Source organism: Bacillus sp. FSL H8-0516 (assembly GCF_038635285.1).
GTDB lineage: Bacteria > Bacillota > Bacilli > Bacillales > Bacillaceae > Bacillus > Bacillus safensis.
The window spans coordinates 1,416,461-1,434,426 of the sequence record NZ_CP152051.1; the positions used below are offsets into that span (position 1 = coordinate 1,416,461).

Consider the following 17,966-nt stretch of genomic DNA (forward strand, 5'->3'; position numbering starts at 1 on the left):
CAAATTCGCTCCGCGCCGGTACTCGTCCTTCCTAGACTTCAAAGGTTTTCTATCACGCTGAAAAAGAAGACAAAGGGCTAAAATCAAAATCATTTTAGCCCTTTGTCAACAATTTGAATCGAGCCTATAAGGGCTCGTTTTTTTATACAGATTCTTTCTGTGTGAAGCGGTATAGATACGTCAGCGTGCGGAAGGCATTTTCGATTTTCGATAGAAATTCTTCATTATTCATTTGAACGACTTCCTCTCTAGGCAGCTGAATGCCACAAAGAAGCTCGGCTTTCTTGACTGTTTGAACACGTTCAAACAGCGTTTTCAACTGTTCGGAATCTAGTTCGCTGTGACGCATGACGTCTGGTTTCATATGATCTTTAGACCATACAAAATCTTGCGGTATTTTCTGCTGGATGGTGTCTAGCTCTTTTTCAAATAGCTGGCCGTACTCACCTTTCACTGGAGATTCATAAATGAGCGCAAACCAGACAAAGACATGTGTTTTCCAAAGCCCAATTTGAAAATGAGGGAGCTTTTTATATCCGCGCTTACTGTTTGCAAAAGCAACCCATGTATCATTTGGCGGGTTGACAGATCTTCTAGCATGCTTTGCGACGTGTACAAACATTTCGTCTCCTGTAATAGAAGAAAGAAGTGGTGCAAAATGTTCGCCAAGTGCCTCAAGCTTTGGACGGACTCTTTCTTTTAATACAGTCATTCGTTCATCTAAACCATCAACTGTGAATGTTTCAAAATCTTCATCTCTAAAACGCATTTCACTCATGTTATGCCTCCTGTATCTTTTCGCTGATCATATTTTATCATAGCTTGGGTCAAGCTCAAAAAAAGATGCACCGGCAGATAAAAGGGGCGTGGTGCAGCGTTTAAAACCTTTCATTTTGTGGTACATCATTAATAGGTAAAGACACAATTTTCAGAATGTCGTTGCGGTTATGCGATCGCTTCATACGATATAAGCAAGAACCATTTCTCTTATCGATTGAATTTTTATCAATGAAAACTGACAAGGAATGAATCATTCTCTGGAAGGGGCGTTGACCAATGAAGCAAATCGTGAAGCAGGGCTATAGACAGGAGAAGAAAAATCGCATCGCTGTGTGGAGATTAGAGGTTGATTATGAGCTTTCTACGCTTCATGAAGCCATCGAACAAAAAGATGACATCCAAATCGAACGCAGCAAACGAAAGCTTGAGCGCCTAAGAAAAGAATGGGAGCAGCTTCAAGGGTAAAAACAGCGTGAGGTAAAAACGAACCAATTCATCGGTTCGTTTTTGTATGAAGCTGCTTTTTTCTTGCTTTTACGTACATAATATCAGTATGCTATTACAAATAGGTCCTACATAGAAAAGAGGTTTACAATCTGATGACAAACTGGGTGGAAATTGACCGTCTTGCAAAGCTCTGGGTAAAAGAAGCAGGGAGCCGTATTAAAGAGTCCATGCAGGAAGGTCTATCAATTGAAACAAAATCAAATCCAAATGATCTAGTCACGAATATCGATAAAGAAACAGAACGTTTTTTTATTGAAAAAATACAGTCGACATTTTCAGATCATCACATTTTAGGAGAAGAGGGACAAGGGGAAGAGGTGACCTCACTCGATGGAATTGTGTGGATCATTGATCCGATCGATGGCACAATGAACTTTGTCCATCAAAAACGCAACTTTGCCATTTCAATCGGGATATTTGAAAATGGTGTGGGGAAAATCGGTCTTATTTATGACGTCATTCATGACGAGCTCTACCATGCCATTAAAGGAGAAGGAGCCTATATGAACGATATCCTGCTCCCTCCATTAAAAGATGTGGAGATTGAAAAAGCCATTGTGGGTATTAATCCGACATGGGCGATTGAAAGCCCTTATTTTGACGCCAAACCATTTGCCCGTCTTGTGCGTGACGTGAGAGGGACACGAACGATTGGATCAGCTGCCCTTGAGCTTGCTTATATTGCAAGCGGCAGAAGTGACGCATATGTCACCTTAAGGCTTGCGCCGTGGGATTATGCAGCGGGCTGCGTACTGCTTGATGAAGTAGGGGCCGTTTACTCAAATATTCACGGAGAACGTCTTACATTCCTAGACAAAAACAGTATAGTGGCTGGAAATCGATCCATTTGTGAAAAAATCTTGCATGATTACATAAAAGGTAGCGGAAATAAAAAATAAACGACATCACTTCATAAGAATGAAGTGATTTTTTGTTTTTCCTGAAACTTTTTGGTAAGGCAGATGTCTATACGCTTTATTGGCTGAAATAAAAAACCCCCATCTGGATAAACCAGGTGGGGGTTTTTTCTAGCTTAGCTTAATTTTTCTTTCGCAATTTGAACTGCATCATAGAACGTTTTCAATTGCTCTTGAGGAATTTTCTTAAGCATTTGGTTGAAAACAAGTAATTCAGTAGAGCTGAATCCAAGACCTTTTGCGATTTTTGAATCAATCACAACGTTTCCTTTTTTGTCTAGAACAAGGGCATCACCAGCAAGATCAGCAATTCTGATCACTGATTTGAAAAGTTTTTCGAATTTAGCCGCTTCTTCTTTTGTAAGACCAAGTTCAACAGCTTTTGCTGCATCAAAAACCAATTTCCCTTTTTCGTTTTTAGTGATGCTTTCACTGAAAACGATTGTAAGAACAGCTGCGCGATCTAAGAATTTCTCAGCAGTCGCCGCTTCTTCTTCAGTTAGTCCGAGCTCAACAGCTTTTTTCACATCAAATGTGTAGTTGTTGTCTTCCTCAACAAATGAATTGATGAGAATGTTGATGACACGCTCGTTTTTCTCCAATAATTCTTTAATGATTTGCTGCTGTTCAAAAGGAATGCCTTTGAAAGTTGCAGCGCTTGCTTGCCCAGGAGCTACTGTTGTGAAAGTAAGAATGATAGCTAAAGCGAAAAATACAACAGAGCTGAGCGATTTGCTCAAAAACTTCTTCATGCTTCTTTTCTCTCCCTTTTCTGTTAAATTTTGTTGCAAGAAAAGCATACCATGAGAAACTTTGTGGAAGAATAGGAAAATTGTAACTTTATGTTTGATTTTGGAGAACTATAAAAGTTCTTGTCGAAAAATGGAGGGGTTCAGATTGCTTACTTTTGTCAATTCTTCAAGATACGTTCCGTCTGCAAAATGAAGCTTTCATAGGTGATTTGTCTTGTTTTTACTCAAAATAAAAAGCCTTCTACATATAGAATGTAAAAGGCTTTTCACTAATTTTATGATTGCACGTTTAATTTTCTTTTTAATGTAAATCCTGTACCCATGAAAATCATGGCGAACACGATACTTAAACATATGCCCAGTATGTTTTTTTCTGCAAGAGATACCCCAATAAACGCCATACTGACAACTGCAAGTAATGCACATAATAATAGAAGCCATTTGATTTGTTTCATATGTCCCCATCCCTTTTTTTAGAGTTAATATAAGTTTACAGAAAAACGATCGGCATTTAAAGAGGATTGTGATATAATATGAAAGTTATCTAATTATTTTAGGAGATGAAAATGTGAAACTTCGAAAAGACCTTCGCAACATCGCAATTATTGCCCACGTTGACCATGGTAAAACGACGCTTGTTGACCAATTGCTCCATCAAGCTGGTACTTTCCGTGCGAATGAAAATATCGCTGAGAGAGCCATGGATTCAAATGATTTAGAGCGAGAGCGCGGTATTACGATTTTAGCTAAAAATACTGCGATAAATTATAAAGATACACGCATTAATATTTTAGATACACCAGGACACGCCGATTTCGGTGGTGAAGTTGAGCGTATCATGAAAATGGTAGATGGTGTACTCCTTGTTGTGGATGCTTATGAAGGCTGTATGCCTCAAACACGCTTTGTGCTGAAAAAAGCACTTGAGCAAAACTTAACACCAATCGTTGTCGTCAATAAAATTGACCGCGACTTTGCTCGTCCGGCTGAAGTAGTCGATGAAGTGATTGACTTGTTCATTGAATTGGATGCAACAGAAGAACAGCTTGAGTTCCCAGTTGTCTATGCATCAGCAATCAATGGTACAGCAAGTAACGATGCGAGCAAGCAAGATGAAAACATGGAATCTTTGTTTGAAGCCATTGTGAACCATATTCCTTGCCCAGTTGATAACCATGAAGAGCCGCTTCAATTCCAAGTGGCACTACTTGATTACAATGATTATGTCGGCAGAATTGGAATTGGCCGTGTATTCAGAGGAACAATGCAAGTAGGACAGCAGGTAGCCTTGATGAAAGTCGACGGCACTGTGAAACAATTCCGTGTGACAAAGATCTTTGGTTTCCAAGGGTTAAAACGAGTGGAAATCAACGAAGCGAAAGCGGGAGATCTTGTCGCTGTATCTGGAATGGAAGACATCAACGTAGGTGAAACGGTTTGTCCGGTAGAACACCAAGAAGCACTTCCAATCCTTCGTATTGATGAGCCGACACTTCAAATGACGTTTGTTGTAAACAACAGCCCATTTGCAGGCCGTGAAGGAAAATACGTGACATCACGTAAAATCGAAGAGCGTTTAGAGCAGCAGCTTCAAACAGACGTCAGTCTTCGTGTAGATCCAACTGATTCACCTGATGCTTGGGTTGTTTCTGGACGCGGAGAGCTTCACTTATCCATTCTCATTGAGAATATGAGACGTGAAGGTTTTGAATTACAAGTATCGAAGCCAGAAGTTATTGTAAAAGAAGTTGATGGTGTTCGATGTGAGCCTGTAGAGCGCGTTCAAATTGATGTACCAGAAGAGCATACTGGCTCTGTTATGGAATCAATGGGTGCAAGAAAAGGTGAAATGATTGACATGATCAATAATGGTAACGGTCAAGTTCGCCTGATCTTTACAGTGCCATCACGTGGTTTAATTGGATATACAACTGAATTTCTTTCATTAACTCGTGGTTTTGGTATTTTGAACCATACGTTTGACAGCTACCAGCCAATGCAGTCTGGTCAAGTCGGCGGACGCCGTCAAGGTGTACTTGTTTCAATGGAAACAGGTAAAGCGACTGCTTACGGAATCCAAGGTGTTGAAGAGCGCGGTGTGATCTTCGTTGAGCCAGGTACTGAAGTATACCAAGGGATGATCGTTGGGGAGCATAACCGTGAGAACGACCTTGTTGTAAACGTAAGCCGTATGAAACAACAAACAAACGTACGTTCAGCGACGAAAGATCAAACAGTTAGCATGAAAAAACCTCGCATTATGTCACTTGAGGAATCTCTTGAGTACTTGAATGAAGACGAATACTGTGAGGTTACACCTGAATCCATTCGTCTTAGAAAGAAAATTTTAGACAAAAACGAACGTGAGAAAGCAGCGAAGAAGAAAAAGCTAGCAGGATTATCTTAATTCCATGAAGAATTAAAAAGATAGAACCCTGAAAGATAAGGGGAGGGAATCTTTTTGAATGATCAGGAAGTAAGTGAAAATCTATCCTTTTTCGCGATGCTGTTTCGTGTCGATGAAAATCCGCAAACAGGGATGTGGCTCCTATATGGCACCATCCTTGTTTTAGCGATTATTGTTTTTAAGCTCGGCTTTGCAAGACGTTTACCGATTTTAAAAGCGCTCGTGATTTATTTGTTTTTGATTTTTGGCTGCACGTTTCTCACATTTCTAGGTATCTTCCTGCCAGTAGCGGAAGGACTGGTTGTGGCAGCTGCCATTTTGATTATTTATAAAATACGGCTGCATCGTGCGAAAAAAGAAGGAACAGTCAATACGTAAAAAAAGACCTGAACATGTGTCAGGTCTTTTTTATGTCTTTTGTTCTTTCTTTCCTTTTTTCTTCTTTTTCTCTTTCGTCGCAGGATCCTGATAAAGAGAGAATCTGCCAGTTTTGATGCGAGCTTCAGTCTTTATTTTAATGCGTTCTTGGCAGTCATCGCACATATATGTATGAATAGGCCGGTTTCTTAACCGTTTAGCAACAAGTGTATCATCATCAATGGTTTCAAGCTTTTCACATAATGAGCACTTCACTCTCATCATTTTCACCTCACTTTATTGCATTTATTATAGCATGTTTTCCAGCTACTTAAAATCAGCGTAGAAAAAGGCTTATATCACAGGAGATATAAGCCGTTCTCATTAGTTCTTCTGATTCATATGATGGTTTGATTGGTCGTTTTGATTTTTTTCTAACTGCTTTTGATCCTGTTCTTTGAGCTGATTATTCGGATCATTTGTCGGATCCTTTTCGTTACGGTCGATCTCATTTCTCGGCATCTCTGGCATCACGCGGCCGACAATGGCAGCCAGTTCATCCATAATACCGCTTACCGGACGGCCTGCTTGGATTTCTTTGCCCATTTCTTTTAATCGGCTGACTGTATCCGGATCAGCAACCACAACAGCATTTGCGCCTTCCGGGTCATTTCTCAGCGCTTTTGCAACTGAATATTTAATGGTTTCTACTTTGCTTCTATCTAAATCATCTTTTACATCAATACCAACAACAGCATAACGGCCGATGACGATTGCCGTTGCATCATTGACATCTGCTACGTGCTCTGTCACATTGACAAGATGCTGCGCAACATCTGTGGATGGGCGGGCTTGATTGGTCTCTTTCTTGGATGAGTCAGACACCCTTACTAAGTGCTGGCGTCCATCTTGCTTGTCCAGCGCTTCTGGCTTTTCCTGCTGCTGGCAAGCGCCTAACAGAATGATCGATTGAATCATGAATAATGTTAAAAATAGTCGCATCTAAATTCCCTCCTTCACAAACTGCATGATTTATTTTATTGTTGAATTAACCTTCTAACTTTATTCATGAAAACATATATTTTAACAATCGTTTTGGGAAAGACAAGGATGAATGAAACCCCGATCAGGAGGCGAAGGACCTGAGTAAAATTTATGTATTAGACACAAATGTGTTATTACAGGATCCGAATTCAATCTTTTCATTTGAAGACAACGAGGTCGTCATTCCGGCCGTTGTGTTAGAAGAAGTAGACTCGAAAAAGAGATACATGGACGAGGTTGGGCAAAACGCCCGGCGTGTCTCACGTTTAATCGACGGTTTGAGATCGAAAGGGAAACTGCATGAAAAAATTACGCTAGAGTCAAAAGGGACGCTGCGAATTGAGCTGAATCACCGCTCTTTCCATGAGCTTCAAGAAATTTTTATTGAAAAAACAAATGATAATCGAATTTTGGCTGTCGCGAAAAATTTGAGCTTAGAGGAAGAAACAAAGCCTCACGGACGGCCTGTTATTTTGGTCAGCAAGGATGTCTTAGTCAGGGTAAAGGCAGATGCTATAGGTCTCCAAGCAGAGGACTTCTTAAGTGACCGTGTGCTGCAAAACGAAGACATTGATAACGGCTATCATGAGCTCTATATTCCGACGGAGCAATTGAATACATTTTATAAGCAAAGTCAATTGCTGGTAAAAGAAGTCACAAGTGCACCATTAAACCCTCATCAATTTGTCATTATGAAGGGGAATGAAGGCGGCTCTGCTTTAGGAATGCTTGATCAAAAAGCAGAGAATGTGAAACGGCTCATTTATGATCAAGAGCATGTTTGGGGAATTCGTCCGAAAAATGTTCAGCAGACGATGGCACTAGAACTGCTATTGCGCCGTGATATTCCGCTCGTGACATTGATCGGAAAAGCGGGAACTGGTAAAACACTCCTTGCACTGGCTGCCGGATTAATGCAGACAGAGGATCTCGGCATGTTTAAAAAACTGATCGTCGCCCGTTCCATTGTTCCTGTCGGCAAGGACTTAGGCTACTTGCCAGGTGAAAAGGAAGAGAAACTCAGACCATGGATGCAGCCGATTTATGACAACCTGGAATTTTTATTTAATACAAAAAAACCTGGTGAACTTGATGCGATTTTGGCGGGAATTGGTTCTATTCAAGTGGAAGCTTTAACGTATATCCGTGGAAGAAGTATTCCTGATCAATTTATTATCATTGATGAGGCGCAGAATTTAACGAAACACGAGGTAAAAACATTATTAACGCGAGTCGGAGAGGGAAGTAAAATTGTGCTGATGGGAGACCCAGAGCAAATCGATCATCCTTATTTAGACAGCTTAAATAATGGGCTTACGTATGTCATTGAGCGGTTCAAAGGACAGCAAATATCTGGACATGTCAAGCTTGTCAAAGGAGAAAGGTCTGGACTTGCACAGCTTGCAGCTGATTTGCTGTAGTCCAGACCCTCTGTCTTATGTAATGATGAGCTCTTTGACACCTTTTATCGGCTGAGTGAGGTTGGACTGATCCGCGAAATAAACGTGGATTGGTCCTTCTTCAGTCATAGGCTTCCCGTTTTGGCTGAAGTGTGCAATGCTTTCCATTGCCTGAGAAAGCGGAACAGCAATTGTCCCTGTTTCTGTGACAAATTCGCATGTATCTGCATGTTCAAGCGGTTCTGCATTTTTCAGCATATCACCTAGCTTCATTCCGAAGCTGCCTGTGACGAGTCTTTCCTTTTCGTACTTCTTCTCTGTTTTTAAAGTGGGTGGAAGTGTTTGTCCTTCTCTGATCACCCGCTCTTGGTCAAGCTCCTGATCCAGCTGATTTTCTTCATTTGCTGCGCTTTTTTCAAAAAATGAATCCATTAAAAATTTGCGGTCATCAAAAATCCATACACTTGGATCAATGGTGATCTTGTACTTTACGTTCCCCTTAATTTGAATGATGCTCATGTTCAAGACAACCCCTTTCCACCATAAATTATAGAAGTTTTCGCCTGCTTTGTCACTTTCATAAACATGCATCTCCTTGTACACACTATTCTTACATGAAAGATAGGGAGGATATTGGGCATGGCATGTCGCGACAATGAAGAGCTTCAGCGATTTGTAGAAGAAGCAAAAAAAGTGGCCAAAGATGGCAAAGTAGCATCCTATATTCCCGCTCTCGCCAAAGCGGATCAGACGGATTTATCTGTAGCTGTGTATCATGTGAGTAATACTTGCCACTCGGCAGGAGATGTAGATAAACGCTTTACTCTGCAAAGTATTTCAAAAGTATTAGCCCTTGCGCTCGTACTCTCAGAAGAAGGGCCAAAAAAAGTTTTTCAATTTGTTGGACAAGAGCCTACAGGTGACCCGTTTAATTCAATGATTAAGCTGGAAACAGCAAGTCCGAATAAACCGCTGAATCCAATGATTAATGCAGGAGCGCTTGCAGTTACAAGCTTAATAAGAGGCGCGACGCCGCAAGATCAGCTAAACCGCCTGCTTGGCTTTATTAGAGAGCTTGCAAATGACAAAAGCATTACATACTGCAAGGAAACAGCCGCATCCGAATTCGAGACATCTATGATTAACCGGGCAATGTGCTATTATATGAAGCAATATCATATTATTAGAGGGAACGTAGAAGAGGTCATGGACGTGTATACGAAACAATGTGCCATCATGATGAACAGCTTAGATTTGGCGAAAATTGCTTGTGTTTTTTCATTAGATGGCAGACATCCAGAGACGGGGCAGCAAATTCTTTCAAAAGATGTCGCTAGAATTTGTAAAACCTTTATGGTGACGTGCGGCATGTACAATGCAAGCGGTGAATTCGCCATTAATATCGGCATACCCGCTAAAAGCGGTGTTTCAGGCGGGATTATGGGAGCGGCACCATATGATTTTGGGATCGGAATTTTCGGTCCTGCCCTGGATGAAAAAGGGAATAGTATTGCTGGGATTAAGCTGCTTGAGCTTATGAGTGAAAAATATGAGATGAGTATCTTTTAATGAGAAATGTCTTCTTTTTATTTTCACAAAGCGAACTGTACAAATCTGCTTGCAATTTTGGGCGTTTCGCTTTATGATAAATAGAAGAATTAGGTACTCGCCTGGGGAACGGAGGGATACTTTTGGCGTCAGAAATTTTAGTCGATCATCGGCAAAAAGCACTGGCTTTATTAAAATTGGATGCAGATAAAATTTTAAAATTGATCCAAGTGCAAATGGACAACTTAACGATGCCGCAATGTCCTCTTTATGAAGAGGTTTTAGATACTCAAATGTTCGGATTATCGAGAGAGATTGATTTTGCTGTCCGACTTGGATTAGTTGATCAACATGAAGGCAAGAAACTACTCGATAAACTTGAGAGAGAGCTTTCCGCACTTCATGATGCGTTCACAAAAAAATAACGATTGAAAACTCAAACTTCCACAACATAAGTTTGAGTTTTTTTGTCCCCTATTTTCTTTTGATGGATTGACGGCAAACGGACTTGATTCTTTCATGAATGACGAACAATATAAAAGAGGTAAAACGGGATCAAACGGAGAAAATGTAGTAGAATAAGAACAGCTAAGAAGATATCAAGCAGTAGAAACAGACGTTAGGAAGAGGATTATATGTTAAAGAGAATGCTAAAATCGTATGACTACTCATTATTGTTCGCCATTATCTTAATCAGCGCATTTGGTTTGGTTATGGTGTATAGCTCAAGTATGATTACATCTGTTATCAGATACGATGCCGCGCCAGATAACTTTTTTAAGAAACAGCTCTTATTTATGATTGTTGGAGCAGTCATCTTGATCTTTACAGCATTAGTTCCATATCAGCTGTTTTCAAATAAGAAATTCCAGATTGGTATGCTGCTGATTTCAGTTTTTTCCCTCATCTATGTGTACTTTGGCGGTCATATTGCAGGGAACGCAAGAAGCTGGATCAAATTAGGCCCTTTTAGTCTTCAGCCAGCTGAATTTGTAAAGATTGTCGTCATCATCTATCTTGCTGCGGTGTATGCAAAAAAGCAGCATTATATTGATCATATTTTAAGAGGTGTTACGCCTCCAATCGTGATTGTCTCTATCCTGTGCGGATTTATCATTTTGCAGCCAGACTATGGGACAGCCTTTATCATTGGCATGATTGCCCTTGCGATGATTTTATGCTCAGGCTTTAGCGGCAAAACGCTAGCGAAGCTGCTGGCGCTATTTAGTGCAGTAATGGTCGTCGTGACCCCGTTTATTATTCTTTTTTGGGATAAAATTTTCACGCAAAATCGTCTCGGACGTTTTGAGAGTTTCCAAGATCCATTTAAAGATGCAGGGGCTACTGGGCATCAATTGATTAATTCATATTATGCGATTGGATCAGGTGGCTTTTTTGGACTCGGTCTAGGAGAAAGCGTTCAAAAGTACGGGTATCTTCCAGAACCGCACACAGATTTTATCATGGCAATTATCTCAGAAGAGCTTGGTTTTTTCGGCGTGTTTTTTGTTCTCGCTCTTCTTGGTTTCATCGTCGTGAAAGGTTTTTACATTGCGAGAAAGTGTGAAGATCCGTTTGGAAGTTTGCTTGCAATAGGAATTTCCTCCATGATTGCGATCCAAACTTGTATCAATTTAGGCGGTGTTTCAGGTCTTATTCCAATTACTGGGGTGACACTTCCGTTTATCAGCTACGGGGGATCGTCTATCATTTTACTTAGCATCTGTATGGGAATGCTGCTGAATATCAGCATGTTTACTGAATATAAAGAGCGTTACAAAAAGAAAAAATCAATGAGCAAACCATCAGTTGAAAAAAATGGATTGCAGAAAACTTTGAATCTTTAGAAAACAAAAGTGTACAGTTTTCATTTCTTCCTTTATTATAGAGTACATATAAAATTTTAAGGGATATGGAGGAGTGAGAATGTCACAGAGAACAATTCAAAAGGTTCTAGTTGCAAACAGAGGGGAAATCGCTATCAGAGTCTTCAGGGCCTGTACGGAGCTCAATTTACGTACAGTAGCCATTTATTCCAAAGAAGACTCGGGCTCTTATCATCGCTATAAAGCTGATGAAGCATATCTAGTTGGAGAAGGGAAGAAACCGATTGATGCCTACCTCGATATCGAGGGGATCATCGAAATTGCAAAACGAAATGACGTGGATGCGATTCATCCAGGCTACGGATTTTTATCCGAAAACATTCATTTTGCAAGACGATGCGAAGAGGAAGGCATTCAATTTATCGGTCCAACTTCTCAGCATTTAGATATGTTTGGAGATAAAGTAAAGGCGAGAGATGAAGCGAAAAAAGCTGGTATTCCAGTCATTCCAGGAAGTGACGGACCAGTTGATTCGGTCGAAGAAGTCGAAAAATTCGGTGAAGAATACGGTTACCCGTTTATTATTAAAGCTTCACTAGGCGGCGGCGGCCGGGGTATGCGGATTGTTAGATCAAAAGAAGAGCTGAAGGAAGCCTATGACCGTGCGAAGTCAGAGGCAAAAGCTGCTTTTGGAAATGACGAAGTATACGTTGAAAAGCTGATTGAAAATCCAAAACATATTGAAGTGCAGGTGATTGGAGACAATCACGGCAATATCATTCATTTATATGAGCGTGACTGCTCTGTCCAAAGGCGGCATCAAAAGGTCATTGAAGTGGCACCAAGTGTGTCTCTAACAGATCAATTGCGTGAAGATATTTGCGAAGCGGCTGTCCAGCTGGCCCAGAATGTATCGTACATTAATGCAGGGACTGTAGAATTCCTAGTTGCAAATGGAGAGTTTTACTTTATTGAAGTCAATCCAAGGGTGCAGGTAGAACACACGATCACAGAAATGATCACAGGTGTCGATATCGTTCAAACCCAAATTCTTGTTGCAAAGGGGCATAACCTTCACAGCAAAGAAGTTGGTATTCCAAAGCAAGAAGATATCTTTACACACGGCTTTGCCATTCAATCAAGGGTCACAACAGAAGATCCTTTAAATGACTTTATGCCAGACACAGGAAAAATTATGGCCTACCGCTCAGGTGGGGGATTTGGTGTACGTCTTGATACAGGGAACAGCTTCCAAGGTGCAGTCATTACACCTTATTACGACTCACTATTGGTCAAGCTGTCTACATGGGCGCTCACGTTTGATCAAGCGGCTGCTAAAATGGTCCGAAATTTACAAGAATTCAGGATTCGCGGAATTAAAACGAACATCCCATTTCTTGAAAATGTGGCTAAGCATGAGAAGTTCCTAAAAGGGGAATACGATACATCGTTTATCGACTCAACGCCAGAGCTATTTAATTTCCCTAAGCAAAAAGACCGCGGAACGAAGATGTTGACTTATATTGGTAACGTTACCATTAATGGGTTCCCGGGTATTGCGGAGAAAAAGAAGCCTCATTTTGTCAAGCCAGACGTACCGAAGCTTCCACTCAATCAAGAGATTCCGTCTGGGACAAAACAATTGTTAGATACGCATGGACCTGAGGGGCTTGCCAACTGGGTGAAAGAACAAAATAACGTCCTTTTAACTGACACAACCTTTAGAGATGCGCATCAATCTCTGCTTGCGACACGCTTTAGAACACATGATTTAAAGAAAGTTGCCCAGCCAACAGCAGGTTTATGGCCAGAGCTGTTTAGTATGGAAATGTGGGGCGGCGCTACATTTGATGTTGCGTACCGTTTCTTAAAAGAAGATCCTTGGGAACGATTGAAAGAGCTTCGTCAAGAAGTGCCAAACACGCTGTTCCAAATGCTATTAAGATCATCAAATGCTGTCGGATATACAAACTATCCAGATAATGTGATCAAAGCATTTGTAAAAGAATCAGCCGAGGCAGGCATTGATGTGTTCCGTATTTTCGACAGCTTAAACTGGGTCAAAGGCATGACGCTTGCCATTGATTCTGTTCGGGAATCAGGCAAAGTGGCAGAGGCGGCGATTTGTTATACGGGGGATATTCTTGATCCATCTCGTCCAAAATATGATCTTGGGTACTATGTATCTCTTGCAAAAGAGCTTGAATCTGCCGGCGCACATATTTTAGGTATTAAAGATATGGCGGGGCTATTAAAACCGCAGGCAGCCTACGAGCTAGTCTCTGCTTTAAAAGATGAGCTTACGATCCCTATCCATCTTCATACGCATGACACGAGTGGAAATGGACTGTTCACCTATGCAAGAGCGATTGATGCAGGTGTTGATATTGTGGATGTTGCCGTCAGCTCTATGGCAGGACTCACATCGCAGCCAAGTGCAAGCTCACTTTATTATGCTTTAGATGGACATGAAAGAAAGCCAGACATGAATGTCCAATCTGTCGAACGCCTTTCTCAATACTGGGATTCCGTCAGAAAATACTATCATGAATTTGAAAGCGGCATGAATTCGCCTCATACAGAAATTTATGAGCATGAAATGCCCGGCGGTCAATATAGTAACTTGCAGCAGCAGGCGAAAGGTGTCGGTCTTGGCGAGCGCTGGAATGAAGTAAAGGAAATGTACAGACGTGTGAATGACATGTTTGGTGATATTGTAAAGGTAACACCATCCTCTAAAGTAGTTGGAGATATGGCACTTTATATGGTGCAAAATGATCTAACAGAAGAAGATGTTTATGAAAAAGGCGCAACACTAGACTTCCCGGATTCTGTTGTGGAATTATTTAAAGGCTATTTAGGCCAGCCGCATGGCGGATTCCCAGAAAAGCTGCAAAAGCTGATTTTAAAAGGGGAAGAGCCTCTTACTGTCAGACCTGGTGAGAAGCTGAAGCCAGTGGACTTTGAAGACATTAAGAAGCAGTTCAAAGAATCTCATGACCTGACGTTAACAGAGCAAGACGCAATTGCGTATGCCTTATATCCGAAAGTCTTTTCTGAATTTGTCCAAACAGCAGAAAGCTATGGTGACATCTCTGTTCTTGATACACCAACGTTCTTCTACGGGATGAGGCTTGGAGAAGAGATTGAGGTAGAAATCGAAAAAGGAAAAACTCTGATTGTCAAACTCGTATCAATTGGTGAACCGAATCCAGATGCCACAAGAGTTCTTTACTTTGAGTTAAATGGCCAGCCGCGTGAAGTAGTGATTAAGGATGAAAGCATCAAATCCTCTGTTCAAGAAAAAATGAAGGCGGACCGCTCGAATCCAAATCACATCGCCGCATCAATGCCAGGCACTGTCATTAAAGTACTCGTGGAAAAAGGGCAGAAAATTTCTCAAGGTGAGCATTTGATGATCAATGAAGCCATGAAAATGGAAACGACTGTACAAGCTCCATTTTCTGCGGTCGTAGATGAAATACATGTGACAAATGGAGAACCGATTCAAACCGGTGATCTATTAATTGTATTAAAGCCAGAATAAGAAGTGAGACACATCCACCGTGATGTGTCTTTTTTTTGAGCGCATTAAAATGTGCAGCAGCAAGTGAGAGTGATTACACTATAGAGTGAGGTGAAGAAGGTTGGACAACATTGTTGTGATTTGGTTTCGCCGGGATATGCGATTAGATGATCATATCGCCTTATCAAAAGCGATCACATATGCAAAAAAACACGAGTGCAAATTATTTGCTCTTTATCATCTAGATCCATTTTTTACTGAAATGGACCTCGATTTAAACAACGAACATTTTTTTCAAAACTTGGCGCATTTCGTCAAGGAAGCAAGAGAATCTCAAATGTATATTCACCTTCTCTATGGAGATGTCTTGCGTGCCTTTCAGCAAGTTATCGATGTGTATGACATCAAAGCTGTCTTTTTTAATGAAGATCAAGTGGGAATCGGTCAAAAGCGTGACCATCAAGTAACCGCTTTTTTAGAAAAGAAGGGCATTCATGTATCAAAATGGCAGGATACACACCTTCACGGGGCGCAAGATATTTTAAAAAGGGATGGCACTCATTATCAAGTGTTTACTCCATACTATCAATCATGGCGAAAGCAAGAGAAGCAGCCTGTGATAAAAGTTGACAAATCATTTCTCAATAGCGCTCATACGATTTGTGATGAGTCACTTTCATATAAAGGGAATGACAAACTGCGCAGTATAATCATGAGATGCTCAAGAAAATTTGATCAAATCGGCTCACGCAAAGCGATGAACACGCTGCATGACTTTATCCAAAAAAGACTAACACGTTACCATGAAAAACGAGATATGCCATCTGTTTTTGGAACGAGCAAGCTGTCACGTTTCTTAAAAACAGGGACCATCTCAATTCGAACGATCTTTCATGCGGTAGATGAGGAAGCACTGTTTGAAGACGAGGGCAGAGAAACCTTTATTAAAGAGCTGGCGTGGCGAGATTTTTACCATATGATTTATGCTCATTATCCAGAGATGAAAGAAAAAGAAATCAATTCAGTGTTTCAAGGGATGAAATGGAATGAAGATGAGACGCTGTTTGAAGCATGGTGTAAAGGTGAAACAGGCTTTCCTCTCGTTGATGCAGGGATGAGACAATTAAATGAGGAAGGCTGGATGCATAATCGTTTAAGAATGGTCACCGCCTCATTTTTAACAAAGGATTATTTGATTGATTGGAGAAAGGGAGAAGCGTATTTTGCAAAAAAGCTTGTGGATTATGATGAGGCTTCGAATATCGGAGGATTTCAGTGGGCAGCTTCTGTTGGGACAGATGCCGTGCCGTACTTCCGTATTTTTAACCCAACGACCCAGTCGAAGCGGTTTGATCCAAGCGGGGAATATATTAGAAAATATGTACCAGAGCTAGAGCATGTCGATGAAAAATGGATTCATGAACCAAGTAAAATGCCGACCGATGAACAACTGGAATCGAGCTGTGTGCTAGGTGATACATACCCGCTGCCAACAGTTGATCACCAGGAAAGACGCAAAAAGGCTATCTCGCTATTCGAAGAAGCAAAACAACAATAAAAAATCCCCCTCTCCACATGAAAGGGGGATACAATTCTTATCTAAATGGCTCTTTGTTTTCATATTTAAACCGGGCAATGAGTAAGCAGAAGTAGCATAGTACCCCAAACAAACAAGAAATAAAGAATGAATGAGCCAGCGCGTAACCAAGTGCAAGATGAGAATAAACAGACATCACACCTGAAATGGCTTGAAGTGTAATCAGAATGGCTGAAATGATCCATCCATAATACAGCTGCTTCTGTTCTTTATAATGTTTCATGGCATGGAACATAGCGACAAATATCCAGACGAATAAAAGAAGTGCTGCTGCTCGGTGAGACATTTGAACCCATTGATTAAAATACGTTGGAAGCGCACCGTCTTTTGAACAAAACGGGAAGACAGAACAAGCAAGGCTTGACTTTGTATGTCTCACATAAGCGCCCGTATATACCACGATATACGTATACGTGATCAACCCATAAATATGGAACTGCATTTTTTTGCCGATATGAAGCGGCTTCACAAGCTTTGTTTCAGATCTGGTTGCTTCAAAGACAAGAAGTGCAAGCAGTAATACTGAAGCAAATGAAATGAGTGAAATACCGAAGTGCAGTGCCATTACAAGTGCGTTAGAACCAAATACGACGGCAAGAGCTCCTAACAGCGCTTGAAGCATTAAGAATATAATGGACATGATGACCAAAAATTTGGTTTCACGGAATACTGGACTAATTTTTTTCCAGCATAAGACCGCCAGTGCCAGAACAAGAATGGTGGAAACCCCTGTTGACATGCGGTGACTCCATTCGATGATGGAAGCGGGGTTCATTTCAGGAAAGAAACGACCGTGGCAAAGGGGCCACTGTCTACCGCAGCCAAGACCCGAACCGGTTTTCGTCACAAGCGCACCGCCAATCAGTACGATCAGCATCACAAACGTTGTGATCACGCTCAATAGCCTTAAAGCAAATTTCATCAAATTATTTCACCTTCTCTAAAAAACTTCTGATGTAAATGAAAACCTCACATGCTCTCAAGTTTAAGCCAAATGCGTGTTCTGTTGCAATTCATAATGACCAAAGTTCACAAAAAAATGATATGTTAGTTCACAAAGTTTACAGATTTAGAGTGCTTGATCTTTCTTTGACAGTCTGATAGAAATAGAGGAGAGAATATTTCATTTTGCACCGCCTTCTGAAACACACATATATCCTAATAAATTCACGAAAAGTTCACAAATAACTTCAAGTTTGTCGTTTATTATTTAATAGGATGTTTTTTTACAGCTGTTTATCTTGTATGATAGAGTTGTAATGATTTTACGTGTCATTCGTTCGTTTGAAGGTTTGGGCAAGGGAG

The 17,966-nt window shown here is 40.9% G+C and carries 17 protein-coding genes; 10 read left to right on the top strand and 7 right to left on the bottom strand.

Annotated elements, in window-relative coordinates:
- Window positions 1-142: 142 nt before the first annotated feature.
- Window positions 143-778, bottom strand: coding sequence for a DUF1054 domain-containing protein (locus MHB67_RS07005; protein ID WP_024426894.1), 636 nt, complete (start codon window positions 776-778; stop codon window positions 143-145).
- Window positions 779-1,056: 278 nt separating this feature from the next.
- Here MHB67_RS07005 and MHB67_RS07010 point away from each other — a divergent pair, with 278 nt between their 5' ends.
- Together MHB67_RS07010 and MHB67_RS07015 are read left to right on the top strand one after the other, a co-directional pair.
- On the top strand, window positions 1,057-1,245 hold the full coding sequence (locus MHB67_RS07010) for a hypothetical protein (protein ID WP_024424761.1): 189 nt from the start codon (window positions 1,057-1,059) through the stop codon (window positions 1,243-1,245).
- A 134-nt stretch (window positions 1,246-1,379) separates the two neighbouring features.
- Window positions 1,380-2,186 (top strand): inositol monophosphatase family protein, encoded by an 807-nt coding sequence (locus MHB67_RS07015; RefSeq protein ID WP_044334009.1) that lies wholly within the window; start codon window positions 1,380-1,382, stop codon window positions 2,184-2,186.
- 134 nt (window positions 2,187-2,320) lie between these two features.
- Here MHB67_RS07015 and MHB67_RS07020 read toward each other — a convergent pair whose 3' ends face one another.
- Both MHB67_RS07020 and MHB67_RS07025 read right to left on the bottom strand, forming a co-directional pair.
- Window positions 2,321-2,956, bottom strand: a complete 636-nt coding sequence (locus MHB67_RS07020) for a hypothetical protein (protein ID WP_024424766.1) — start codon at window positions 2,954-2,956, stop codon at window positions 2,321-2,323.
- Window positions 2,957-3,231: 275 nt separating this feature from the next.
- The gene (locus MHB67_RS07025) at window positions 3,232-3,411 is read right to left on the bottom strand and encodes a DUF5325 family protein (protein WP_024424767.1); all 180 of its coding nucleotides are present in this window, start codon (window positions 3,409-3,411) and stop codon (window positions 3,232-3,234) included.
- 113 nt (window positions 3,412-3,524) lie between these two features.
- Between MHB67_RS07025 and typA the strand changes: the two genes are divergently transcribed.
- Both typA and MHB67_RS07035 read left to right on the top strand, forming a co-directional pair.
- Window positions 3,525-5,363, top strand: coding sequence for a translational GTPase TypA (typA, locus tag MHB67_RS07030; protein ID WP_024424768.1), 1,839 nt, complete (start codon window positions 3,525-3,527; stop codon window positions 5,361-5,363).
- Between the two features lie 54 nt (window positions 5,364-5,417).
- Window positions 5,418-5,741, top strand: a complete 324-nt coding sequence (locus MHB67_RS07035; RefSeq protein ID WP_003210819.1) for a YlaH-like family protein — start codon at window positions 5,418-5,420, stop codon at window positions 5,739-5,741.
- A 30-nt stretch (window positions 5,742-5,771) separates the two neighbouring features.
- On the opposite strand, the gene MHB67_RS07040 is transcribed toward MHB67_RS07035, so the two are convergent.
- Both MHB67_RS07040 and MHB67_RS07045 read right to left on the bottom strand, forming a co-directional pair.
- Window positions 5,772-6,005, bottom strand: coding sequence for a YlaI family protein (locus tag MHB67_RS07040; RefSeq protein WP_223250959.1), 234 nt, complete (start codon window positions 6,003-6,005; stop codon window positions 5,772-5,774).
- A gap of 99 nt (window positions 6,006-6,104) precedes the next feature.
- Window positions 6,105-6,722 carry a YhcN/YlaJ family sporulation lipoprotein gene (locus tag MHB67_RS07045; protein ID WP_133743858.1) on the bottom strand — a complete coding sequence of 206 codons (618 nt, stop codon included), beginning with the start codon at window positions 6,720-6,722 and terminating at the stop codon, window positions 6,105-6,107.
- A 140-nt stretch (window positions 6,723-6,862) separates the two neighbouring features.
- Here MHB67_RS07045 and MHB67_RS07050 point away from each other — a divergent pair, with 140 nt between their 5' ends.
- On the top strand, window positions 6,863-8,185 hold the full coding sequence (locus MHB67_RS07050) for a PhoH family protein (RefSeq protein ID WP_048238849.1): 1,323 nt from the start codon (window positions 6,863-6,865) through the stop codon (window positions 8,183-8,185).
- 15 nt (window positions 8,186-8,200) lie between these two features.
- Here MHB67_RS07050 and MHB67_RS07055 read toward each other — a convergent pair whose 3' ends face one another.
- The gene (locus tag MHB67_RS07055; protein ID WP_048238850.1) at window positions 8,201-8,683 is read right to left on the bottom strand and encodes a hypothetical protein; all 483 of its coding nucleotides are present in this window, start codon (window positions 8,681-8,683) and stop codon (window positions 8,201-8,203) included.
- Window positions 8,684-8,803: 120 nt separating this feature from the next.
- On the opposite strand from MHB67_RS07055, the gene glsA reads away from it, so the two are divergent.
- The 5 genes from glsA to MHB67_RS07080 all read left to right on the top strand — a co-directional run bounded on the left by glsA (window position 8,804) and on the right by MHB67_RS07080 (window position 16,622).
- A complete protein-coding gene (gene glsA, locus MHB67_RS07060) occupies window positions 8,804-9,733 on the top strand; it encodes a glutaminase A (protein WP_034281651.1) in 930 nt (309 codons plus the stop codon).
- 122 nt (window positions 9,734-9,855) lie between these two features.
- Window positions 9,856-10,137 (top strand): YlaN family protein, encoded by a 282-nt coding sequence (locus tag MHB67_RS07065; protein WP_003212509.1) that lies wholly within the window; start codon window positions 9,856-9,858, stop codon window positions 10,135-10,137.
- A gap of 210 nt (window positions 10,138-10,347) precedes the next feature.
- On the top strand, window positions 10,348-11,559 hold the full coding sequence (ftsW, locus tag MHB67_RS07070) for a putative lipid II flippase FtsW (RefSeq protein ID WP_034621092.1): 1,212 nt from the start codon (window positions 10,348-10,350) through the stop codon (window positions 11,557-11,559).
- 79 nt (window positions 11,560-11,638) lie between these two features.
- Window positions 11,639-15,085: a pyruvate carboxylase gene (gene pyc / locus MHB67_RS07075; protein ID WP_332284450.1), complete on the top strand. Its 3,447-nt coding sequence runs from the start codon at window positions 11,639-11,641 to the stop codon at window positions 15,083-15,085.
- Between the two features lie 100 nt (window positions 15,086-15,185).
- Window positions 15,186-16,622, top strand: coding sequence for a deoxyribodipyrimidine photo-lyase (locus MHB67_RS07080; protein WP_261803220.1), 1,437 nt, complete (start codon window positions 15,186-15,188; stop codon window positions 16,620-16,622).
- 37 nt (window positions 16,623-16,659) lie between these two features.
- On the opposite strand, the gene MHB67_RS07085 is transcribed toward MHB67_RS07080, so the two are convergent.
- Window positions 16,660-17,583 (bottom strand): heme A synthase, encoded by a 924-nt coding sequence (locus MHB67_RS07085; protein ID WP_103132170.1) that lies wholly within the window; start codon window positions 17,581-17,583, stop codon window positions 16,660-16,662.
- Window positions 17,584-17,966 lie beyond the last annotated feature (383 nt).